The organism is Pseudomonas pseudonitroreducens, from assembly GCF_021603645.1.
Taxonomy (GTDB): Bacteria; Pseudomonadota; Gammaproteobacteria; order Pseudomonadales; family Pseudomonadaceae; genus Pseudomonas; species Pseudomonas pseudonitroreducens.
In genome coordinates this window covers 168,614-191,396 of sequence record NZ_BQHJ01000010.1, presented here as the reverse complement: position 1 = coordinate 191,396, position 22,783 = coordinate 168,614, and the positions used below count along the sequence as shown (strand labels likewise).

Below are 22,783 nucleotides of genomic sequence, written 5' to 3'. Positions count from 1 at the left end.
CCGCCCTTTTCGCTTGTTGGGGCGGCGGCTTCCTGGATGTACATGGAGAGACAGCATGAAGTTTTCCGATTCGCCATCGGCCGACGATGGCCTGATTCCTACCGTATTCCAACGTTACAACCGTCGCCTGCGCGGGCTGCTGATCGAGCGGCAGGCGTGGTTCGTCCTGCGCGATCTGGCCAAGCTGACCAACAGCCACCTGGGTGAACGGGTCACCAGCAAGCTCGATCCGGACCAGCTTCGTCATGAGCACCTGGCCGGCTGCGATGAAAAGCTCTATCTGGTCAGTGAAAGCGGCCTGTACACGCTGCTGATGGTGCATTTCTACCACCCGGAAAACCGCAGCCTGCGCCAGTGGATCAGCAGCGAGGTGCTGCCGGCGCTGAGAGATGCGCAGCAGCACAATCCGCACCTGCCGCAGCGGCGCATGGAGCAGGTGGAAGGCCGCCTGATGAGCGTGATGGACTGGCAGGGCAAGCTCTGGGTGCGCTGGAGCGATGCGCTGCGGATGATGGAAGATCAGGTGCGCTCGCTGCACTGATGCATCCACAGGCGCTCCCGTAGGATGGCGTGGAGCGAAGCGATACCCATCGCTTCACGCCGCCGCGAAAGGGAAAGGGAGTTGCTGATGTCCATCACGTAGGGCGCATAACGCGCCAGCGTTATCCGCCGCCGAGGCTCTGGCGGATAACCTGTTCCAGCTTATGCGCCCTACGTTTTCCGCGCGTTTATGGCAGTTTTCCGACACCGTATTGCGGGCCACTTCACACTGGCCGTCGACCACCTGACGCGAGCGCTCCGTCGACATGACAGGGGTCAATATCAGATAGCCACTAGCCATTAAATTGGCATCTCCCTGATATGAGCGAGCCCCTCATGACTCTCCACCGGTATCCGGTCCAGTTGCTGGTCACTTCCCAGGACCCGGCGCTGGCGCGCCAGGTTCGTGCGCTGCTGGCGGCCTATGAGCTGCCCTGCGCGGTGATGGAAGGACCGCGCAATTGCGAGCAGGCGCCGCTGTGCCGATGGTTCAAGGACGCGCCTTTGAGCGATTCGGCGCGAATGCTGGCGCTGCTCGCCGACGCTATCGGCGTGCTGGAGAAGACCCGCCATGCCTTCCGCTCTCGCGAACTGGGCGAGTTGCGCCAGCGCCTGAGCGGCGCGCTGCAAGAGTTGTCGGCCCCCCGTCCCCTGGTGTAAAAGACAAACCACCCGCGTTCCGCCGTTGCGGAAGCTGGCTTTGCCGGGCAGGACTTGTGGGCCTGCAAGACAAAGCGCCGAGTTGGTCGCCGTCGATTTCGACGAGACGACGAGCCGGCGCTTTTTTCATGCCCGACAAAAACAGCAGACCCGCAAGGAGCAGAACATGGGCCTGGGACCGAAGCTCGATAGCGTGCTCGAGCGCATCGGCCTGTCGACGATGGAAGTCGATCAGCGCCTGAGTTACCTGGAGTGGAGCGAGGAGGATGGACGTAATCTCCACGGCCGCGCCAGTGAACTGGAGGGCTGCCACCAGCGCTTCATCGAGCAGCTCTACGATCACCTGCGCAACTACCCGCCACTGGGGGCGATCCTCGCCGAACCGGCGACACTGGCGCGGCTGAAATGCAGCCAGTTCGAGTACTACCGCCAGCTGTGGGACGCCCCGCAAGACGCCGACTACGTGCGCGACCGCCTGCGCATCGGGCTGGTACACCAGCAGGTAGGCGTCGAATTGAAATGGTACCTGGGCGCCTACCGGCTGTACCTGGAGCAGATGCTCGCCGACCTGATGGGCGACGCCCCGGAGGCGAAGACCTACGCCAGCCTGCTCAAGCGGGTGTTCTTCGACATGTCCCTGGCCATCGATACCTACGGCGCCGCCCAGCGCCAGGCGCTGGAGGACAGCGAGGCGCGCTTCGCCCGCGCCCTGCGTGGCGCCAACGACGGCATCTGGGACTGGGACCTGGGCAACGACCGCCTCTACGTCTCCGAACGCTGGGCGCGCATGCTCGGCCTGACCCGCGACAACCTCGGCGAAGGCAGCACCAGTTGGTTCGCCCGCGTGCACCCGGACGACCTGCCCGGCCTGCGCAAGGCCATCGATGCGCACCTGCGCGGCAGCAGCGCGCTGCTCAGCCACGAGTACCGCATCCGCCAGCGCGACGGCAATTACCTCTGGGTGCTGGCGCGCGGGGTGGTCACCGACGGGCGCATGGCCGGCTCACAGACGGATATCAGCCAGCACAAGGCCAGCGAACACCAGCTCAGCCACGCGGCGCGGCACGACCCGCTCACCGGCCTGGGCAATCGTCTGCGCCTGGACGAACTGCTGCAGCAGGCCCTGATGCGCCAGCGTCGCCCTGGCGCACGCGAGTCCGGCCTGTTGTTCATCGATCTGGACCGCTTCAAGCTGATCAACGACAGCCTCGGCCACGCGGTGGGCGACCGGGTGCTGGTGGAAGTTTCCCAGCGTTTGCTGCGCTGCCTGCGCCCGGGCGATCACCTGGCGCGTTTCGGCGGTGACGAGTTCGTCGTGCTGCTGGATGACCTGGCCAGCCTGGTCGATGCCGAACAGGTCGCACAGCGCATGCTCGATTGCCTGCGCCAGCCGCTGCACGTGGACGGCCGCACGCTGGTGGTCAGCGCCAGCATCGGCATCACCGGGCTGATGACCGACGGCCAGGCCATCGACACGCTGCAGGCCGCCGACCTCGCGCTGTACCGCGCCAAGGAGGCCGGCAAGGCGCAGTACGCGCGCTTCAGCCTCGAACTGCAGGCCGAGGCGCAGCGCCGGCTGGACCTGGAAAGCGCGCTGGCGCAGGCGCTGCGCCGCGAGGAGTTCAGCCTGCACTACCAGCCCATCGTCCGCCTGGACCGCGACTCGCCACACTGGGAGGCGGTGGAGGTGCTGCTGCGCTGGAAGCACGACGGCCAGTCGGTGTCGCCGCTGGACTTCATCCCGGCGCTGGAGGAATCCGGCGAGATCGTCCCGGTCGGCGACTGGGTGCTGCGCCAGGCGTGTCGACAGACAGCGCTGTGGCAGAGCCAGGGGCATCGCAGCCTGTACTGCTCGGTCAACCTGTCGAGTCGGCAGTTGCAGCAACCGGGCTTCGCCGCTCGGGTGCAGCAGATTCTCGCCGAGAGCGGCCTGTCGCCGTGCAGCCTGGTGCTGGAGATCACCGAAAGCCTGCTGATGCAGGATGGCGCGGAAACCCTCGCCTGCCTGCGTGAGCTGGCCGCCGAGGGCGTGCGCCTGGCTCTGGACGATTTCGGCACCGGCTATTCGTCGCTGGGCTATCTCAAGCGCTACCCGCTGCACATCCTCAAGGTCGACCGCAGTTTCATCACCCGCGTGCCGGACGACCCGGAGCTCAGCGCCATCTGCCGGGCCATCATCGGCCTGGGCCACAGCCTCGGCCTGGAAGTGGTGGCCGAGGGCGTGGAGCGCCAGGAACATCTCGACTTCCTGCGCCAGGAAGGTTGTCGCCACGCCCAGGGCTTCCTGTTCAGCAAGCCGCTGGCGCCGGAGCAACTGTTCCAGACCAGCCTGGAGCACCAGCGATGAAGCAGAACCTGCCCGTCAGCGGGCGCCAGGTGGACGTACCCGGCAACGCCAATATCCTCTCCACCACCGATCTCAAGGGCGCGGTCACCCATGTGAACCCGGACTTCATCAAGATCAGCGGCTTCGCGAGCGAGGAGCTGCTGGGCTTCAACCACAACCGCGTGCGCCACCCGGACATGCCGCCTGCCGCCTTTGCCCACCTCTGGCAGACGCTGCAGGCGGGCCGCAGCTGGATGGGCCTGGTGAAGAACCGCTGCAAGAACGGCGATCACTACTGGGTCAGCGCCTTCGTCACGCCGATTCGCCATGGCGGCAAGGTGGTGGAGTACCAGTCGGTGCGCACCCGCCCCGGCGCCGAACAGGTGGACGCCGCGGAGCGCCTTTACAAGCGCCTGCGCGAAGGGGCGAAATTGAACCGTCCTCGTCTGCCGCTGCTGGCGCAACTGCTGATCGGGATGGTGCTGGCGCAGGCAGGCGGTGCCCTGCTCGCACTGCTGCTGCCCAAGCTGACGCTGCTGGCATTCCTGCTGGCGCTGGGCGCCTCGGGCGCCTGGCTGGTGCTGCGCCTGCAACCGCTGGGCGCGCTGCTCGGGCGGGCGCGGAAGATCGCCGATAACCCGCTGAGCCAGCAGCTCTACTCCGGTCGCAAGGACGAATTCGGCGAGCTGGACTTCGCCTTCCGCATGCTGGAGGCGGAAACCGCCGCAGTGGTCGGACGCATGGCAGACGCCTCGCAGCAGTTGGCCGAGCACTCCGCGGCACTGGCCGACGCCATGGCCGGCGGCAGCGCCGCGTCGCAGTTGCAGCAGCGCGAGACCGAACAGGTCGCCAGCGCCATGCAGCAGCTGGCGCAGAGCGTGCAGGAAGTCGCCCGCCACGCACAGCACAGTGCGGTGGCGGCGCAGTGCAGCGAGCGCATTACCCAGTCCGGGCATCAGGACGTGCACGGCACGCGCGGCCAACTGGCCGCGCTGGAAGCCGGCGTGCGCGCGGCCAGCACGGCCGTGGAGCAGCAGAAGGAACACAGCGAGGCAATCTCGCGGATGCTCGAGGTGATCCGCGATGTGGCCGGTCAGACCAACCTGCTAGCGCTGAACGCCGCCATCGAGGCCGCGCGCGCCGGGGAAAGCGGGCGTGGTTTTGCGGTGGTCGCCGACGAGGTGCGGGCGCTTGCGTCGCGTACGGAGAATTCCGCACGGGACATCCAGTCACTGGTCGGCAACCTTCAGCAGGGCGCCGAGGATTCGGTGCGCGCACTCTGGCACTGCTGTGAGCAGGCGGTTGCCAGCCTGGAGCAGGCCGGGCAGGCGGCGGGCACGCTGGAACAGATCAGCGAGCAGGTCTCGGCAATCCAGCGCATGAGCCTGGAAATCGCCGAGGCCATCGAGGAACAGGGCGTCGCCAGCGAAGACGTGCAGCGCAGCCTGCACGCCATCCGCGGCTCAGCCGACAGCAACGCGGAAAAGGTCGGCACCTGCCAGCGCAGCGCAGCGCGCATGGCGGAACTGTCGGCGGAACTGCGGATGCTGGCGGAGCATTTCTGGGAAGGCAGCCGGGCGGGTTAGCGCTTGGCGATGATGTACACGGCGTGGACGATGCCGGGGATGTAGCCGAGCAGCGTCAGCAGGATATTGAGCCAGAACGCGCCGCCGAAACCGACCTGGAGGAACACGCCCAGCGGCGGCAGCAGGATGGCGATGAGGATACGAATGAGGTCCATGCGGTGGCTCCTTGTGAGATTGCCTCGTGCATGGAATTGACCGCAGGAGAGAGAAGCGGGTTCAGAGAAATTGGCGTTGGCGCATTACGCGGCAAATGGCATCGGCGATCGCATGCCCGCCGGTGATAACGGTTTCAGCGGGTAGACAATCGCGGACGGAGTCCGCTCCTACGCACCGGGGGCATCGTCGCTGGTCCCGCGCGTAGGAGCGGACTTTGTCCGCGATGATTCGGTCCGCAGAGGAGCGACTGGTTTGCGAGCAATAACGATGGCGTCCCCCTCGCTCCTACAAGGTGAGGTCAGCCACAGGCGTCAGAGGAACCAGCGGTACTCCCGCGCGCTGACTTCGTTCATGAAGTCCAGGTGGTCGTGGCGCTTGTTCTCGCAGTAGACGAAGACGAACTCGCTGCCCAGGCCTTCCTTGACCACCGGGTGGTGTTCCATTTCGGCGACGGCGCCGAGCATGTCGCGGGGGAAGTCGATGCCGCTGGAGCGGTCTTCGTTGAGCGGCGGGATGGGTTCCTGGCGGGCTTCCAGGCCATGTTCCATGCCGGTGAGGATCGCCGCCAGCACCAGGTAGGGGTTGGCGTCGGCGCCGGCCAGGCGGTGTTCGATGCGCAGGTTCCTGCCATCCGACTCGGGAATGCGGATGCACGCATCGCGGTCTTCGAAGCCCCAGCTGGCCTTGCTCGCGGCGTTCACGCGGGAGCCGTAGCGGCGGTAGGCGTTGTGGTTGGCGGCGAAGATCGGCATGCAGTGCGGCAACAGTTCCAGGCAGCCGGCCACGGCGTGGCGCAGGGCCTGCTGGTTGTCGCGGTCGAGCAGGTTGTTGCCGTCACGGTCGTAGAGGCTGACGTGCACGTGCATGCCACTGCCCGGCGCGTGCAGGTAAGGCTTGCTCATGAAGCTGGCGCGATGCCCATGCTTGAGCGCCACGCCACGGGTGGCGCGGGTGAACAGCGCGGCCTGGTCGGCGGCGTGCAGGCCGTCGTCGCAGTGGGCGAAGTTGATCTCGAACTGGCCCGGGCCGATCTCGGCGGTAATCACGTTGGCGTCCACGCCCTGCTCGCGGGAGGCTTCGACGATCTCGTGGAGCACGTCGGAGAAGCGCGACAGGCGCTCGATGTGCATGTTCGGCTGGTCGTCCTCGTCATCGCACAGCGGGTCGCGCGGGTATTGCGGCAGGCCGTTGTCGAGCTTCTTGTCGAACAGGTAGAACTCCAGCTCGAAGGCCACCACCGGGCGGATGCCCTTGGACTCCAGGCGCTGCATGACGCGGGCGAGCACTTCGCGCGGTTCGAATTCGATGGGCGCCTCGGTGCCGTCGGAGCTGATCAGCATCTGCCCCAGCGGCTGGTTCTCCCAGCGCACCGGTTTGAGCGAGCCGGGGATCAGGCGGCGCGGCGCATCCGGGTCGCCGTCGTTGAAGCAGTAGTCGCCGATGGGATGCAGGCCGCCCTGTACGCCGAGCAGCACGCAGTTCTGCGGCAGCTTCAGCGGGCTGCCGGCGGCGACCTTCTCGAGCATGTCCACGGGGTAGCGCTTGCCGTAGAAGTGGCCGGGAATATCCAGGCAGATCAGGTCGACGTAGCGGATGTCCGGGTATTGCTGGCGGAAGGCGCGGACTTCGCTGAGCAGGTCGGGATGCATCGGGCGGTTCATGATGTTCTCTGGGGCCTTTTTGTTCTCGGGTGCCAAGATCAATTTCGAGGTGGGACCGTCGCGAGCGAAGGCCAGGCAAGGCGGAAGTTGGCTCGGATGCGGAGTTTAGGCCGCTAAATGAGCAATCCGAGCCGACTTCCCACGCAGCATGGGCGAGCGCAGCAGGTACCGGTCGAAATTACGTGAAGATCCACAGCACCCTTGTAGGTTTATCGGTGAGGTTGCCGTAGCGGAACTGGCTGTGCGGCGGCAGCTGGAAACTGTCGTTGGGGTAGAGGGTGACGGTGTCGTCCTCGTACCAGATGGTCAGCTCGCCTTCGAGGACGAAGCCGCCCTGCTCCGAGCTGTCGTCCAGGTGGCCTTCGCCGCTGGTAGCGCCGGGGGCGAGGATGCTGTCGAGCATGGAGAAGCCGCCGGACATGTTCGGCGAGGCGAGGATGTCGGTGACGCCGCCGGCGTAGTACAGGGTGCGGCGATCGTTCGGCCGGGTGACCCAGTCGCGTTCGCGGCGGGTGTCGCCGGCGTAGAAATAGGTGGTCGGCACGCCCAGGGCTTCGCTGATGGCGGTGAGGTCGGCCACGGTGGGTTGCGACAGGCCGCGCTCGACCTGGGACAGGAAACCCACCGAGCGGCCGATCTGTTCGGCCAGCTCACCCAGGGTGAGGTTCTTGTGCTTGCGCAGGTCGCGGATCAGCGTGGCAAGGTGTTCGTTGGTGGCCGTCTGGGTCATGGCAGGTTCCGAATTAGACAAAGTCCCGCAATCGATACCAGGCCTTGCCGACGGCTTCCAGTGGCGCGGCGAAGCGCTGGCCGCCGGGGAACCCGGGATTGCGGATGCGTTGATAGAGGTCAAGCTCGTCGCTGCGGCCGAACATGGCTTCGCTCACGGCGTGGGCGGCGGCCAGGCTGGGCAGCACGCCGTGGCCGGAATAGCCCTGCAGCCAGTACAGATCGCCGCGCCGGCCGATGTCCGGGGTGCGCCGCATGCTGCAGTCGATGTGCCCGCCCCAGGCGTACTCCAGTTCCACGCCTTTGAGCTGTGGGAATACCCGCTCGACATAGGGCCGCGTGGCAGCGCGGATGTCCGAAGGCATGCCGCCCAGGTAGGTGCAGCCGCCGCCGAACAGCAGGCGATGATCGGGGGTCAGGCGGAAGTAGTCGAGGACGAACTGGTTGTCGGTGACGCAGCAGTTTTTCGGCAGCAGCGAACGCGCCAGTTCCTCGCCCAACGGCGCGGTGGCGACCTGGTAGGTGCCCACCGGCAGGATGCGCTCGGAAACGTCGCGGTCCAGCCCGTCGATATAGGCGTTGCAGGCCAGCACCAGAGAGGCGCAGCGCACGCTGCCATGCTCGGTCGTCACCTCGTAGCCGTTGCCGGTCTCGCGGAAGCTCAGCGCGCGGGTCTGCTCGAAGATGCGGCCACCGGCGCGCTCGATGGCGGCGGCGAGGCCGTAGGCCAGCTTGAGCGGGTTCAGGTGCGCGGAGTTGGGATCGTACAGGCCGGCCTGGTAGCGGTCGCTGGCGATCCACTGCGGCAGGTCTTCACGGGGGATGAATTGCAGGCCTTCGTAGCCCCAGCGACGATTGGCTTCGGCCTGCCAGTCGTAGAGCGAACCAACGCGGCGTTGCAGCACGGCGGTCCACAGGTGGCCGATGCGGTAGTCGCAGTCGAAGCCGTGGCGTTGCGGCAGATCGCGCAGTTCGTGGGCGGCCCAGAGCATGCCCTGCCACAGACGCAGCGCGCCTTCATGGCCGAGGTCGTCCTCGATGGGCCCCAGGTCGCTGGACCAGCCCGGCAATGCCTGCCCGCCGTTGCGTCCGGAGGCGGCCCAGGCAATGCGGCTGGCTTCGATCATGCAGACCTGACGGCCGCCTTCCACCAGTTGCAGCGCCGTGTGCAGGCCGCTGAACCCGGCACCGATCACCAGGACTTCGCATTCCAGCGGCTCGCGCAGCGCATCGCGCGGCTGGATCAGCTCGGGGTTGGCGCCGGCGTAGTAGGTGCCGACCGGCTCTGGTGAACGCAGGAACATCGCGACCTCGTGAAATTGTTCTGATTATTTTTCATGAAAAATAACAGAACAAATTTCACAAGGCTAGCCCGTCGTCGCTTTCGCGGGACGGGCAGCGTTTTACAGCATCAGGACGACAGTACCGCCGCGCTGCCCTGCTCCTCGCGCTTCTGCCGAACGCTGACCACCACCACCAGCGCCACCAGGATGCCGGCGAGGATGGCCGAGGAACCGATGGTGCCGAAGTCCAGCCCGCCCTTCTCGTGGGTCTTGGTCAGCACGTCACCCAAGGTGGCGCCGAACGGACGGGTCAATACGAAGGCCACCCAGAACAGCAATACCGAGGACAGCTTGGTGAAGTAATGCAGCAGCACGACCACGGCGATCAGGCTGCCGATCAGCAACGCGCCGCCGGCGAAGCCCAGGCCGGAGTCGTCGGCAAGAAAGTCGCCCAACGCCGTACCGAGGGTGTTGGAGAACAGAATGGCGATCCAATAGAACATTTCGCCCTTGAAGCTGCGGATGTTGTCCACCGACAGCGAGGTGCCGCTGAACCGCCACAGCGCGAAGATCGCCACCAGGATGCTGATCAGGATCGCCGAGCCGGTGGCATATCCCAGGCCCAGGGTGCGGTCCATGAAGTCGGACATGGTGGTACCGGCAGTGCTGGTGGAGAGGATCACCAGCCAGTACAGCCAGGGCACATAGCGCTTGCTGGCGAGCTGGCCGACCAGGGTGACGAGGAACAGGCTGATGAGGATCAGCGAGCTGATCGCATAGCCGACGTTGAGGGTCATCGACAGCAAATCGCCGGCGGTTTCCCCCAGCGTGGTGGCGCAGATCTTCATCACCCAGAAGGCCAGGGTGATCTGTGGCAGTTTGTTCACGACGTATCTCCGGAAAATGAGCGGGATCGACGCGCGTCCTCCCGACCGGTCGCGTCGCTGCACCCCGGAGTTCGTGGGCTCCCCCTACAACCCCCGGCGCATGGTCGTGGAGACTGAAGGCGGCGCGGTGAAGAAAGGGTCAAGCCGGTATGAAAAATCCATTGGCCATCTTCGCTTCCTGCCAGCCGACGGATGACAGATCACTTTCAGTTGCTATGGTTCTACGAGGGGGCAAATGCGCCCGAAGAACGCTTGATTGCGCGCGATTGGCCGGCGCATGGGGATATGGATGAATCAGATGATCAAACCGCAACCGTACTGCAAGAACTGCCGACTGGCGCCGCCGACCCTGAGCGACGACAAGGTCGAGGAGCTCGAGGCGATCATCAGGCCGGGGCACCTGCTGCACAAGGGTGACTTCGTGTTCCGCCAGGGCGACCCGTTCCACAGCGTGTACCTGGTGCGCTCCGGTTCGATCAAGACCTTCACCACCAACGAACAGGGGCTGGAGAAGATTACCGGCTTCTACTTCGCCACTGAAATCTTCGGCTTCTCCGGCATGGGCGAAGGCAGCTACCCGGTATCGGCGCAGGCGCTGGAAAGCACCCTGTGCAGCGAGATTCCGTTCAATCAGCTGGAGGAGCTGTCGCTGCAGATTCCCGGCCTGTCGCACCAGATCATGCTGATGATGAGCCGCAAGATCCGCGAGGATCAGCAGATGAAGCTGCTGCTCTCGCGGCTCAACTCGGACTCGCGCATCGCCGCTTTCCTGCTGAACATTTCCGCGCACTTCCGCGAGCGTGGTTTCTCCGCCACACGCTTCCGCCTGAGCATGTCGCGCAACGAGATCGGCGATTACCTGGGGCTGGCGGTGGAAACCGTGTCGCGCAGCTTCACCCGCCTGCAGAAGCACGGGCTGGTGCGTGTGGATGGGCGGGAGACGGAGATCGTCGACTTCACCGAGCTGTGCGCGCTGGCGGGCGGGGAAGTCGAGCTTTGAGTTCGTGGTGAGATTCGTTCGCGAGCAAGCTCACTCCTACAGGTTCTGCGCAGGTCGCTTTTCGTAGGAGCGAGCTTGCTCGCGAACCACCCGCGCGGCGGGCCCTCTCACCCTCTCCCAGAGGGAGCGTCACAGGGTGAAACCACATCGTCAGCCGGCGCTGACTGCCCCTCTCCCTTGGGAGAGGGCTGGGGTGAGGGGAAAGCCCGAGCACCAGGGCTTCCCCGAGCGCCCATCACGTCCCGATCACTCCCCCATCATCCTTGGTGATCACCAGCGTGGTGGAGCGCGGGATGCTCTTGCCGTCGCTGGCCGGGAAGCTGAAGCCGGGGTGCTGGATGTTCACCCACATCGTCCTGCCATCCGGGCTCTGGGTAATACCCGTCAACTCGCAGCCTCGCGGGCCGACCAGGAAGCGGCGCACCTCGCGGCTGTGCGGGTCGGCGCAGAGCAGCTGGTTGCAGCCCATGGCCTGCATCGGCGCCTCGGCATCGTCGTAGTCGGTCTCGATCCACAGGCGGCCGGTGGTGTCGAAATACAGCCCATCCGGCGAGGAGAAGATATCGCCGTTGATGGTGCCGATCAGGTTCTCCGGCGCAGTAGAGCCCTTGTGCTCGCCAGCCAGCAGGAAGATTTCCCACTCGAAGGTGGTGGCGGTCGGATCGCCGCCGGCTTCGTTCCAGCGCAGGATCTGCCCGTGCAGGTTGTCCTTGCGCGGGTTGGCCGCGTCCACCGGCTGTTTCTTGCCGCGCGCATCGTTATTGGTGAGGCTGACGTAGACCTCACGGGTGGTCTGCTGCACCGCAACCCACTCGGGGCGGTCCATCGGCGTTGCGCCCAGCAGGTCGGCGGCGGCACGGGCATTGACCAGTACCTCGGCCTGGCTGGCGAAGCCGTTCTCGGCGGTGAGGCCATTCTGTCCGTGCACCAGCGGCAGCCACAGGCCGCTGCCGTCGGCGTTGAAGCGCGCGACGTAGAGGGTGCCTTCGTCCAGCAGGTCGACGTTCGCCGCACGGTTATCCGGGGCGTACCGGCCCGCCGGGACGAACTTGTAGATGTACTCGCCCTTGGTGTCATCGCCGTAGTAGAAGGCCATGCGGTTATCGGCGCCCAGGGAAAGGGTCGAGCACTCGCGGCAGAAGCGACCGACGGCAGTGCGCTTCTTCGGCGTGGATTTCGGGTCGAACGGGTCGATCTCCACCACCCAGCCGAAGCGGTTCGGTTCGTTGACATGACCACCGTGGGGCTGATCGGCTTTCGGCGTGGCATCGAAGCGTTCGTCCACCGCCTCCCAGGCGTAGTAGTTGCTGAACTGGCCGTTGGACAGCCCATAGCGCTTATGCGAGACGCGCTTGGCGTAGTCGGCCTTGTCGCGGTTGACGAAGTACTGGTGCCAGTTTTCTTCGCATGCCAGGTAGGTGCCCCACGGCGTGACGCCCATGGAGCAGTTGTTCAGGGTGCCCAGCACCTGTTTCGCCTCCGGATCGCTGGCGGTGCGCAGCAGGTCGTGGCCGGCCAGCGGGCCGGACAGGGCCAGCGGCGAGCTGCCGGTGATACGGCGGTTGTAGCTCGAACCTTCGGCGCGCTGCCATTGGCCGCCAGCGTCCTTCTTCACCTCGATGACGCTCAGGCCGTGGGCGGCGATTTCCTTGCGCACTTCGCCTTCCGGACGGCCACGGGTGCCATCGGGGCGATCCTCGAAGGTCTGGCCCTTGGGGTGCAGCGTCGGGTTGATGTACTCGTGGTTGATCACCAGCAGGCCATGGCTGTCCGGTGAGTCGGGGAAGGGGAAGTAGTGCATGCCGTCATGGTTGTCGCCGGCCTGCAGCTCCTGGGCTTTCCAGTCTTCGCTGGCGTCGCCCTTCCAGGCCGGCGAGCCGCTGACTACCGCGTCGCCCCAGGAGAAGAACGGTCGCGCGGTATAACCGTCGGCGACTATCACCCGGTCGAACTTCGCATCCTGCTGCACCGGCACACCCTTGAAGCCCAGCAGCGCGGTGGGCACCGGGGCGTCGGCAGCGAACAGCGAGCGGCCGGGGAACAGGCCGCCGCCGAGGAAGCCGACCGCGCCCAGCACCAGGCTGTTCTTCAGCAGCCGGCGGCGCGAGGCGTCGATCAGCTCGCTCATCGGCACATTGCCGGAGGGGTTGATCGACTGGTCGTCGAATGCGGCCAATCGGTCGTGGAAATCCTGGAAACGTTCGCTCATCACGGGGAGTCCTTCCGCAGGGCCGCTCTAGGGTCGGCTCGGGTTACCAGTAGAAGCTATCGGCGGAAGGTTAGGAACGCGGTGTTACGACGGCATGACAACGCCGCCGAGCCCTGTGACAGGCTCGGCGGCGGCAATAAAAGCCGCCCCACAGGACCAAGACGACGTCCGGGGGCGGGCGCGAGGGCATTTGCGGAACAGTGCGGCTCAGTTGTGCAGGCCGCCCTACTCCGAACATTCGGGGCCCGCCAGGCGGGCCGTCCAGTCTTCCAGCACGCCACTGGTGAGGCGTTGCGCGGCGGTCTTGCGCCAGCGCAGGGAGAGCGCGTCGCAGGCCATCATCAGGCGCAGCCCGGTACGTTCCAGCGGGTGGCCGAAGTACCAGTCCAGCAGGCTCGCCACGGAGAGCTGCGGGTAGTGCCGCTGCACCAGCTCCAGCGGTGCGTCGGCAGCGACCATGCCGGACCGGCGCACCCGGTAGAACCAGCCGCAGCGCCCCTGCTCCTGAACCTCCAACGGCAGCCCGGGCAGGTTCCAGCGCCGCGCCAGGCGATAGCTGGGCGAACGCGGCTGGCTTACTTCGATCAGCGCCTCGCCCCAGCGGAACAGGTCGCCGATGCACACCTCGTGTTCGTTGAGGCCGAAGGTCGACAGGTTCTCGCCGAAGGCCGGCTGTCGCCAGCGCGTCTGCGGGTGCTGCTTGCGCCAGTGGCGATAGTGCTCCGCCGGGTAGTGGTGCAACGCGCGGTCCAGACCACCATCGCGGCGCAGGTCAGGCCTTGCGTCCCCCGGCAGCCCTTCGGCGCCGAGCCAGACTTCCTGGTGCGTCTCCAGCTTGTCGATATCACTGAGCAGACCTCCCCAGCTTTGTTCGACTTTGCCTATGAAAACGCCCTGGATGACGATGCTTTCCACCTTTGTCTACCCATCTGAGACAGCGGACAAGCGCTAGAGTAGTGGCCTGGATGGGGAACACTCCATTTCGATTTTCCAGTTTCGTTGATAAGCAGACCTTATGGATTTCCGCCAGCTCCGCTATTTCGTCGCGCTCTACGAGGAAGGCCATGTCGGGCGCGCTGCCGAACGCCTGGCGATTTCCCAGCCGGCGCTGTCGCAGCAGATCCGCCAGTTGGAGCAGAACCTCGACGTGGCGCTGTTCCAGCGCAGCGGCAAGCGCCTGCTGCCGACGGCCGCCGCGCACACGCTGTACAACCACGCGGTGCCGCTACTCGAAGGCCTGGAGCGTGCCCGCGAGGCGCTGCGCGGCTTCCGCGGGCAGAGCGCGCGCAGCCTGGCCATCGGCGTGCTGCAGACGGTCAACGCGAGCCTGGTTCCGCATCTGGTGGAGCGCCTGCACGCCGCGCAACCGCATGTGCAGGTGCGCATCTACGAGCTCTCCGGCGTGGAGATCGAGCGCCGCCTGCTGATCGGTCAACTGGACATCGGCATCGGCTTCCTGCCACCGCGCCAACCGGCGCTGCACGGCGTGGAGCTGTACCCGGACGAACTGCAACTGGTGATCCCCGCGGACCATCCGCTGAAGGACTTCAAGAAGGTGTCACTGGCCCAGGCGGCGGAATTGCCAATGCTGTTGCTCGGTGAGGAATTCCGCGCCCGGCAGATCTGGCAGGAGCAACTGGCAGCCATCGGTCGGCGGCCACGCGTGCAGGCGGAGTTGAACCATATGGGCGGCATCCTCGACAGCTTGCCGCAAAGCCGCTTTGCCACGGTGCTGCCGGGCCGCGCTCGGCAGATGCATGCGCACAAGGACCTGCTGTGGAAACCCCTGAGCGAGCCGCGTATTCCGCTGAGCGTGGGGTTGGTCTACCGCGACGCACAGCGCCAGCAGCCGACGGTGGAGTTGTTGCGCTCGTTGCTCGACGGCGCGATTTGACGGCCACCAGGGGTGATGGGTATCCGCCGTCCCGACAACCAGCGACGGATAACGCTGGCGCGTTATTCGCCCTACGGTGACGTTCGACCGCGCGTAGGAGCGGACTCTGTCCGCGATGGCTTCCGGCGCGCTGCGAGCCTATCGCGGACGGAGTCCGCTCCTACGCTAAGGCAGAGTCCTGAACCGAGGGGGAAATCACAGGCAAAGAAAAAACCCCGCCTCTTTCGAGGCGGGGTTTTGCAGACCGATATCCTGACGTCCGTGCTAGCCACCGTCCATGGTGGATTCCCTTGTTTCCGTATTGTCGTTGGCGCTTCCTGCGCAATGTCCTGACTGAGAGAAAGGTTACCGCTGTAAGCCTTTGTCAGATAGACGCCGATCACCACCGCTGTTTGTAAGCCATGGCTTACAAAGATTCGAAATACCCTTCTTCTCAAAAGAAATATCCCCATGAAAAAGCCCCGCCGAGGCGGGGCTTTTTCATACGCAACCGCTTAGAACTGCGCGGCGTCCAGCAGGTACAGCGACTCGCTGCCGGCCTTCACCGAGGCGGTCAGGGAGTGGATGCGCGGCAGCAGACGGGCGAAGTAGAAGCGCGCGGTGCCGAGCTTGCTGGCGTAGAACTCGTCCTGGCCTTCCTTGCCCAGCGAAGCGCGCGCCATCAGCGCCCACATGTACGCATAAGCGGTGTAGCCGAAGGCGTGCAGGTACTCGACCGAAGCCGCGCCGATCTCGTTCGGGTTGCCCTTCGCGCGATCCAGAACCCAAGCAGTCAGCTCGTCGAGGTTCTGCACGGCGGCGTTCAGCGGGCCGGTGAACTCGGCCAGCTCAGCCGAAGTCGAGGCGGTGAAGGCACGGACCTCATCGGTGAAAAGCTTGGCGTAGGCACCACCGCTGCCGACGATCTTGCGGCCCATCAGGTCCAGCGCCTGGATGCCGTTGGTGCCTTCGTAGATCTGGGTGATGCGGCAATCACGCACCAGCTGCTCCTGGCCCCACTCGCGGATGAAGCCGTGGCCGCCGAAGATCTGCTGGCCGTGAATGGTGGTTTCCAGGCCCATGTCGGTGAGGAAGGCCTTGGCCACCGGGGTCAGCAAGGCGACCAGTTCCTCGGCGCGCTTGCGGGTGGTCGGCTCTTCGCTGTACTTGGCGGTGTCCAGCTGCATGGCGACGTAGCTGGAGAAAGCACGACCGCCCTCGTTCAGCGCCTTCATGGTCAGCAGCATGCGACGCACGTCCGGGTGGACGATGATCGGGTCGGCAGCCTTGTCCTTGGCGACGGGGCCGGTCGGCGCGCGGCTCTGGATACGCTCGCGGGCGTATTCCACGGCGCTCTGGTAGGAGCGCTCGCCAGTGGCCAGGCCCTGGATGCCAACGCCCAGGCGCTCGTAGTTCATCATGGTGAACATGGCGGCCAGGCCCTTGTTCGGCGCGTCGACGATCCAGCCGGTGGCGCCGTCGAAGTTCATCACGCAGGTAGCGGAGCCCTTGATGCCCATCTTGTGCTCGATGGAGCCACAGGACACGGCGTTGCGCTCGGCCAGGGAGCCGTCGGCGTTGACCATCACCTTCGGCACCAGGAACAGCGAGATGCCCTTGGAGCCTGCCGGCGCGTCGGGGAGCTTGGCCAGCACCAGGTGGATGATGTTCTCGGTCAGGTCGTGCTCGCCGCCGGTGATGAAGATCTTGGTGCCGGAAATCTTGTAGCTGCCGTCAGCCTGCGGCTCGGCCTTGGTACGGATGATGCCAAGGTCGGTGCCGGCGTGCGGCTCGGTCAGGCACATGGAACCGGCCCAGGTGCCGGCGTACATGTTCGGCAGGTACTTGGCCTTGAGTTCTTCGCTGGCGTGGTTGAGCAGCGACAGGCAGGCACCGGCAGTCAGCATCGGGTACAGACCGAAGGACAGGTTGGCCGAGTTGACCATTTCCTCGACCTGGGCGCCGATCACCTTGGGCATGCCCATGCCGCCGAACTCCGGCGCGCCACCCACGCCCACCCAGCCGCCTTCGGCGTAGGTGCGGTAGGCCTCGGGGAAGCCGGCCGGGGTCTTCACGCCCTCGGCGCTCCAGCTGCAGCCTTCCTCGTCGCCGCTGCGGTTCAGCGGGGCGATCACGCCGCCGGTGACCTTGCCGGCCTCTTCGAGGATCGCCGATGCGGTCTCGGCATCGACGGTTTCAGCCAGGGCGGGCAGTTCGGCCCAGAGATTGGCGACCTCGAAGACTTCATTGAGGACGAATTGCATGTCGCGCAGGGGAGCTTTGTAGTCAGCCATGATGGATCCTCGAACGAAAACGACGGCTGATCAGACAGCCAGCGGTATCAGAATAGGAGGTACACGAAGGTACGCCGCCGGAGTTTACTCCAACAACTTTTCAGACTTTAAGCGTCATGAAGTGACCGCACAACTATAGATTGGTCACGTTATGTAGCGAAAAACGAGGAGGCCCGCGCGAGGCGGGCCTTCTTGTCTGGCACAAGGCCTCCAGCCCGTAGGGCACATAACGCCGAAGGCGTTATGCGCCGGCCGGCCAGGAATTACAGGGCGAACTGCTCGGCGGACAGGCGCATCAGCACCTCGGAACCGGCTTCCGCCGCCGCCACATGGGACAGCGCGCGGGGCAGCAGACGGCTGAAGTAGAACTCGGCGGTGGCCAGCTTGGTTTCGTAGAAAGCCGTCTCACCAGCGCCCTCCTCCAGCTTCTGCTGGGCGACCAGCGCCATGCGCAGCCAGAAGTAGCCGAGCGTCACGTAGCCGGAGAACATCAGGTAGTCCACCGAGGCAGCGCCGACTTCGTCCGGGTTCTTCATGGCGGCCATGCCGAGCTTCTGGGTCAGCTCACCCCACTGCTTGTTCAGCGCCGCCAGCTGGGCCACCTGGGCTTTCAGCTGCGGATGCTCGGCGTGCTGCTGGCAGAGCTGGTGCACCAGCTTGGTGAAGCCCATCAGCAGCTTGCCCTGGCTACCCAGGACCTTGCGGCCCAGCAGGTCCAGCGCCTGGATGCCGTTGGTGCCCTCGTAGATCGGCGCGATGCGGCAGTCGCGCACCAGCTGCTCCATGCCCCATTCGCGGATGAAGCCGTGGCCGCCGAACACCTGCATGCCATGGTTGGTGACTTCCAGGCCGGTTTCGGTCATGAAGGCCTTGCAGATCGGCGTGAGGAAGGCCAGCAGGTTGGCGGCGCGCTCGCGCTCTTCGGCGTCCTGGGACAGGTGCTCGATGTCCAGCAGCTGCGCGGTGAAGTAGGCCAGCGCGCGGTTGCCTTCGTTGAACGCCTTCATGGTCAGCAGCATGCGGCGCACGTCCGGGTGGACGATGATCGGGTCGGCAGGTTTTTCCGGCGCCTTTGGGCCGGTCAGCGAACGCATCTGCAGGCGGTCCTGGGCGTAGCGCACGGCGCCCTGGTAGCTGGTCTCGCCGAGGCACAGGCCCTGCATGCCGGTGCCCAGGCGCGCGTGGTTCATCATGGTGAACATGCAGGCCAGGCCCTTGTTGGCCTCGCCGATCAGGAAGCCCCTGGCGCCGTCGAAGTTCATCACGCAGGTGGCCGAAGCCTTGATGCCCATCTTGTGCTCGATGGAGCCACAGGCCACGGCATTGCGCTCGCCGGCTTCGCCGTTCGCGTCCAGGTTGAACTTGGGCACGATGAACAGCGAGATGCCCTTGGTGCCAGCCGGCGCGTCAGGCAGCTTGGCCAGCACGAGGTGGATGATGTTCTCGGAGAGATCGTGCTCACCGGCGGAGATGAAGATCTTGGTGCCGGTGATCGCGTAGCTGCCGTCGGCGTTGGGCACGGCGCGGGTCTTGATGATGCCCAGGTCGGTGCCGCAGTGCGGCTCGGTCAGGCACATGGTGCCGGTCCAGACCGCGCTGGTCATGCGCGGCAGGTAAGTGTTCTTCTGCTCTTGGGTGCCGTGGGCATGGATGGCGGCCATCGCGCCCTTGGTCAGGCCGGGGTACATGCCCCAGGAGCAGTTGGAGGCGCCAATCATCTCGCTGACCAGCAGGCCGAGTGACGGCGGCAGGCCCTGACCACCGTATTCGGGATCGCTGGAAACGCCGTTCCAGCCGGCCTCGACGTATTGCGCGAAGGCTTCCTTGAAGCCCTTGGGCGTGGTCACCACGCCGTTGTCGAAGTGGCAGCCTTCCTCGTCGCCGGAACGGTTCAGCGGGGCGATCACCTGCTCGCAGAACTTCGCGCCTTCCTCGAGGATGGCGGCGAACATGTCCGGAGTGGCGTCAGTGGCGCCGAGGGCTTCATAGCGGCCGGTGAAGTCGAAGACTTCGTCGGTGAGGAAGCGCACGTCGCGCAGGGGGGCCTTGTACTCGGGCATCGCGAATCTCCGTTCGGTTCGGGGCGCCAGCGCGGCGCGGAAACGTCGAACCTAACGGCGCGCGACCGTCCGGACAATCACGCTGCACATGCTGAATGCGCGGTCATAACCCGGCCGGGTCAGGCGGTACGTACCGCACCGCGACGGGATTGCCCGTGCACGGCCACGCGGTTGCGCCCGCCGCTCTTGGCCGAGTACAGCGCCTCGTCGGCACCCTTGATGACTTCCTCCGGGCTGCGCCGCTCGCCATCGCGCTCGGCAACCCCGACGCTGATGGTCACCGAGACCGTCTGCGCGTCCTTGCCAGTGCGCTTGCTGCGGCCCTGGCGGTCGTCCTTGGGGCGATTGCCACGGTCACGCAGGTGCATGGCATAAGCCTCGATGGCCTGGCGCACGGCTTCCAGGTAGGGCAGGCACTGCTCCACCGTCCTGCCGGCGAACACCAGGGTGAATTCCTCGCCGCCATAGCGATACGCCTTGCCGCCGCCACCCGTGCGGCGCAACTGGCTGGCGACCATGCGCAGCACCTGGTCGCCGACGTCGTGACCGTGGCTGTCGTTGAATTTCTTGAAGTGGTCCACGTCGATCATCGCCAGCACGTACTGCTGGCCCAGGCGCTGGAAGCGTTCGTTCAGCGCGCGGCGTCCGGGCAGGCCGGTGAGTTCGTCGCGGAAGGCCATCTGATACGCCTCGTGGGCCACCGCGCCGGCCAGGGTGAGCATCACCAGGCTGGTCATCACGGTGAGCGCATGGGGCAGGATGAACACTTTGGGCAGCATCCACAGCAGGCCGAGCAGCCCGAGCAGTTGCGCGGCGTGCAGCGGCCGCGGCTGGCGCACGTAGGCGGCAACCAGGGCGATGAACGCCATCAGGAAGCCGAAATAGGACAACTGCGCCAGGTTCATCCACTGGCCGTGCAGGGCCGGCCAGTAGGTGTCGCTGAGCAGCTCCGCCAGGCCCTGCGGGAAGCGCCTGGCCAAGGCGGTCGCCACGCCCGCCACGGCGATCAGCGCGGCGCTGCGGGCCAGCAGGTCCTGCAGCATGTGCATGCGCTCCTGCCAGATGCCGTACATCCCGTAGAGCAGCGGCAGCAGTACGCAGCACAGGTGGAACACCAGCGCCGCCTCCGGGCGCACCACGCGGTGGGCCTGGAAATAGTCGACCTGGTTATCCAGCAGGAAGTAGGCGATGTACACCACCGCCAGCATGAACAACTGGCGCTGGCGCCCATAGACCATGCACAGCGCACCGCCGAGCAACAGCAGCAGGGTCGGCAGGACGTTGAACAGCGAGGTGAAGAAGTCGGACAGTTCGGCCAGGGAGCCGGCGGCGATGCCGGCCGGGATCAGCAACAGGGGCGTGAGGAAATGGCTGAGCCGGTAGGGGGCCGTGGGTCGCACAGGGGGTTCCGCAAGGTGGGTGCCGGGCTCGCCGTCAGTCGAGCGGCAAGTGGCGTAATGATGGCATTTTCTGCGGACATTTGTGTGGGATCGGATACGAAAAAGCCCGCCTTGCGGCGGGCTCCTTCCTGTTCAGCAGACGGACGGCGAACCGCCCTCCGCTGATCAGTAACCGAGGGCGAAATCTTCCTCGGCCAGGTCCATCAGGTTGCTGGCACCGGACAGCATGGTGGCAACGTGCGCGCGGGTGCGCGGCAGGATGCGCTGGAAGTAGAAGCGCGCGGTCTTCAGCTTGGCCTGGTAGAAGGCCTCTTCACTGGTACCGGCAGCCAGCTTCTCGGCAGCCAGGCGAGCCATGTCGGCCCAGAAGTAGGCCAGGCAGGCGTAGCCGGAGAACATCAGGTAGTCGACCGATGCAGCGCCAACTTCCTCGCGGTCCTTCATGGCGGCCATGCCGACCTTCATGGTCAGGTCGCCCCACTCCTTGTTCAGCGCAGCCAGCGGTGCAACGAACTCTTTCACGGCTTCGTTGGCTTCGTTGGCCTGGCAGAACTTGTGCACGATCTTGGTGAAGCCCTTGAGTGCTTCGCCCTGGGTCATGAGGATCTTGCGGCCCAGCAGGTCCAGCGCCTGAACGCCGGTGGTGCCTTCGTACAGCATGGAGATGCGGCTGTCGCGGACGTTCTGTTCCATGCCGTGCTCGGCGATGAAGCCGTGGCCGCCATAGATCTGCACGCCGTGGTTGGCGGCTTCGAAGCCCACTTCGGTCATGAACGCCTTGGCGATCGGAGTGAGGAAGGCCAGCATCGAGTCAGCGGCTTTCTTCTCTTCTTCGTCCTGGCTGCGCTGGACGATGTCGACCTGCTTGGCGGCGAAGTACAGCATGGCGCGGTTGCCTTCGGCGAAGGCCTTGGCGGTCAGCAGCATGCGGCGTACGTCCGGGTGCACGATGATCGGGTCAGCGGCTTTTTCCGGCGCTTTCGGGCCAGTCAGCGAACGCATCTGCAGACGCTCGCGAGCGTAGGCGATGCCACCCTGGAAACCGATTTCGGCGTGGGCCAGGCCTTGCAGCGCGGTACCCAGGCGAGCGGTGTTCATGAAGGTGAACATGCAGTTCAGGCCCTTGTTCGGCGGGCCGATCAGGAAGCCGGTAGCGGCGTCGAAGTTCATCACGCAGGTGGCGTTGCCGTGGATGCCCATCTTGTGCTCGATGGAGCCACAGGAAACGGCGTTGCGCTCGCCCACGTTGCCTTCGGCGTTGGGCAGGAACTTCGGCACGATGAACAGCGAGATGCCCTTGGTGCCCTGCGGGGCATCGGGCAGGCGGGCCAGCACGATGTGGACGATGTTGTCGGCCATGTCGTGTTCGCCAGCGGAGATGAAGATCTTGGTGCCGGTGATCTTGTAGGTGCCGTCAGCCTGCGGCTCGGCCTTGGTGCGCAGCATGCCCAGGTCGGTGCCGCAATGCGGCTCGGTCAGGCACATGGTGCCGGTCCACTCGCCGGAAACCAGCTTGGTCAGGTAGGCGTGCTGCTGCTCCGGGGTACCGTGGGCATGCAGGGTGTTCATGGCGCCGTGGGACAGGCCCGGGTACATGCCCCAGGACCAGTTGGCCTGGCCGACCATTTCGCTGATCGCAAGGCCGAGGGATTCGGGCAGACCCTGACCGCCGTGCTCGACGTCATGGGCCAGGCTCGGCCAGCCGCCTTCGACGAACTGCTGGTAGGCCTCTTTGAAGCCGGTCGGAGTCTTGACGCCTTCCGGGCTCCATTTGCAGCCTTCCAGGTCGCCAGTGCGGTTCAGCGGAGCGATTACCTGTTCGCAGAACTTCGCACCCTCTTCGAGGATGGCATTCACCATGTCCGGGGTGGCGTCTTCGGCGCCCGGCAGGTTCTGGTAGTGCGCTTCGTAGCCCAGCAGCTCGTCGCGAACGAAACGGATATCACGCAAGGGGGCCTTGTAATCAGGCATAGCGGTAAACCTCTACGAAGGGTTCTGGTTAATGGGCGACCGGTTGCTGCGGTCGCAGTGCGGGAGCGTTCCCGGCCGCCCAGTCGGTACGCGCACGCATCCCGACAGTCAAACAGGCGTTTGAAACATACGTTTACGCCATACCCTT

General features: G+C 65.5%; 17 protein-coding genes. 6 read left to right on the top strand and 11 right to left on the bottom strand.

Translation table 11 applies throughout. The annotated features are described in order from the left end of the window. Positions 1-55 precede the first annotated feature (55 nt). From L6D89_RS23525 to L6D89_RS23510, 4 genes are all read left to right on the top strand, one after another. A complete protein-coding gene (locus L6D89_RS23525; protein ID WP_236201348.1) occupies positions 56-541 on the top strand; it encodes a BRO-N domain-containing protein in 486 nt (161 codons plus the stop codon). A gap of 335 nt (positions 542-876) precedes the next feature. Continuing rightward, positions 877-1,200, top strand: a complete 324-nt coding sequence (locus tag L6D89_RS23520; RefSeq protein ID WP_236172646.1) for a hypothetical protein — start codon at positions 877-879, stop codon at positions 1,198-1,200. A gap of 166 nt (positions 1,201-1,366) precedes the next feature. Further along, positions 1,367-3,547 carry a putative bifunctional diguanylate cyclase/phosphodiesterase gene (locus L6D89_RS23515; RefSeq protein ID WP_236201347.1) on the top strand — a complete coding sequence of 727 codons (2,181 nt, stop codon included), beginning with the start codon at positions 1,367-1,369 and terminating at the stop codon, positions 3,545-3,547. After that, entirely contained in the window at positions 3,544-5,112 is a 1,569-nt protein-coding gene (locus tag L6D89_RS23510; protein WP_236201346.1) for a methyl-accepting chemotaxis protein, read from the top strand. Before L6D89_RS23515 ends, L6D89_RS23510 begins: the two co-directional genes overlap by 4 nt. Here the strand turns inward: L6D89_RS23510 and L6D89_RS23505 are convergent. From L6D89_RS23505 to L6D89_RS23485, 5 genes are all read right to left on the bottom strand, one after another. Next, positions 5,109-5,267: a YqaE/Pmp3 family membrane protein gene (locus L6D89_RS23505; RefSeq protein ID WP_003084988.1), complete on the bottom strand. Its 159-nt coding sequence runs from the start codon at positions 5,265-5,267 to the stop codon at positions 5,109-5,111. The two genes, L6D89_RS23510 and L6D89_RS23505, sit on opposite strands and share 4 nt — an antisense overlap. Before the next feature lie 312 nt (positions 5,268-5,579). Further along, the gene (locus tag L6D89_RS23500; protein WP_236201345.1) at positions 5,580-6,929 is read right to left on the bottom strand and encodes a glutamine synthetase family protein; all 1,350 of its coding nucleotides are present in this window, start codon (positions 6,927-6,929) and stop codon (positions 5,580-5,582) included. 178 nt (positions 6,930-7,107) lie between these two features. Continuing rightward, positions 7,108-7,659, bottom strand: coding sequence for a helix-turn-helix domain-containing protein (locus L6D89_RS23495; protein ID WP_037010973.1), 552 nt, complete (start codon positions 7,657-7,659; stop codon positions 7,108-7,110). A gap of 13 nt (positions 7,660-7,672) precedes the next feature. After that, entirely contained in the window at positions 7,673-8,962 is a 1,290-nt protein-coding gene (locus L6D89_RS23490; protein ID WP_236201344.1) for an NAD(P)/FAD-dependent oxidoreductase, read from the bottom strand. Positions 8,963-9,069: 107 nt separating this feature from the next. Continuing rightward, positions 9,070-9,828, bottom strand: coding sequence for a COG4705 family protein (locus tag L6D89_RS23485; RefSeq protein WP_236201343.1), 759 nt, complete (start codon positions 9,826-9,828; stop codon positions 9,070-9,072). Positions 9,829-10,126: 298 nt separating this feature from the next. Here L6D89_RS23485 and fnr point away from each other — a divergent pair, with 298 nt between their 5' ends. Then, positions 10,127-10,828: a fumarate/nitrate reduction transcriptional regulator Fnr gene (fnr, locus tag L6D89_RS23480; protein ID WP_373873573.1), complete on the top strand. Its 702-nt coding sequence runs from the start codon at positions 10,127-10,129 to the stop codon at positions 10,826-10,828. Between the two features lie 235 nt (positions 10,829-11,063). Here fnr and L6D89_RS23475 read toward each other — a convergent pair whose 3' ends face one another. Further along, complete coding sequence (locus L6D89_RS23475) at positions 11,064-13,037, bottom strand: PhoX family protein (protein ID WP_236201342.1); 1,974 nt, start codon at positions 13,035-13,037, stop codon at positions 11,064-11,066. Positions 13,038-13,262: 225 nt separating this feature from the next. Continuing rightward, complete coding sequence (locus L6D89_RS23470) at positions 13,263-13,952, bottom strand: MOSC domain-containing protein (protein ID WP_236201341.1); 690 nt, start codon at positions 13,950-13,952, stop codon at positions 13,263-13,265. A gap of 100 nt (positions 13,953-14,052) precedes the next feature. On the opposite strand from L6D89_RS23470, the gene L6D89_RS23465 reads away from it, so the two are divergent. Then, positions 14,053-14,931, top strand: a complete 879-nt coding sequence (locus L6D89_RS23465; RefSeq protein ID WP_236172655.1) for a LysR family transcriptional regulator — start codon at positions 14,053-14,055, stop codon at positions 14,929-14,931. A 494-nt stretch (positions 14,932-15,425) separates the two neighbouring features. Here L6D89_RS23465 and L6D89_RS23460 read toward each other — a convergent pair whose 3' ends face one another. The 4 genes from L6D89_RS23460 to L6D89_RS23445 all read right to left on the bottom strand — a co-directional run bounded on the left by L6D89_RS23460 (position 15,426) and on the right by L6D89_RS23445 (position 22,635). Further along, positions 15,426-17,204 (bottom strand): acyl-CoA dehydrogenase C-terminal domain-containing protein, encoded by a 1,779-nt coding sequence (locus L6D89_RS23460; RefSeq protein ID WP_236201340.1) that lies wholly within the window; start codon positions 17,202-17,204, stop codon positions 15,426-15,428. Positions 17,205-17,467: 263 nt separating this feature from the next. Continuing rightward, a complete protein-coding gene (locus L6D89_RS23455) occupies positions 17,468-19,264 on the bottom strand; it encodes an acyl-CoA dehydrogenase C-terminal domain-containing protein (protein ID WP_236201339.1) in 1,797 nt (598 codons plus the stop codon). A 119-nt stretch (positions 19,265-19,383) separates the two neighbouring features. After that, the gene (locus tag L6D89_RS23450; RefSeq protein WP_236201338.1) at positions 19,384-20,664 is read right to left on the bottom strand and encodes a GGDEF domain-containing protein; all 1,281 of its coding nucleotides are present in this window, start codon (positions 20,662-20,664) and stop codon (positions 19,384-19,386) included. 165 nt (positions 20,665-20,829) lie between these two features. Beyond that, positions 20,830-22,635: a phenylacyl-CoA dehydrogenase gene (locus L6D89_RS23445; RefSeq protein ID WP_236172659.1), complete on the bottom strand. Its 1,806-nt coding sequence runs from the start codon at positions 22,633-22,635 to the stop codon at positions 20,830-20,832. Positions 22,636-22,783 lie beyond the last annotated feature (148 nt).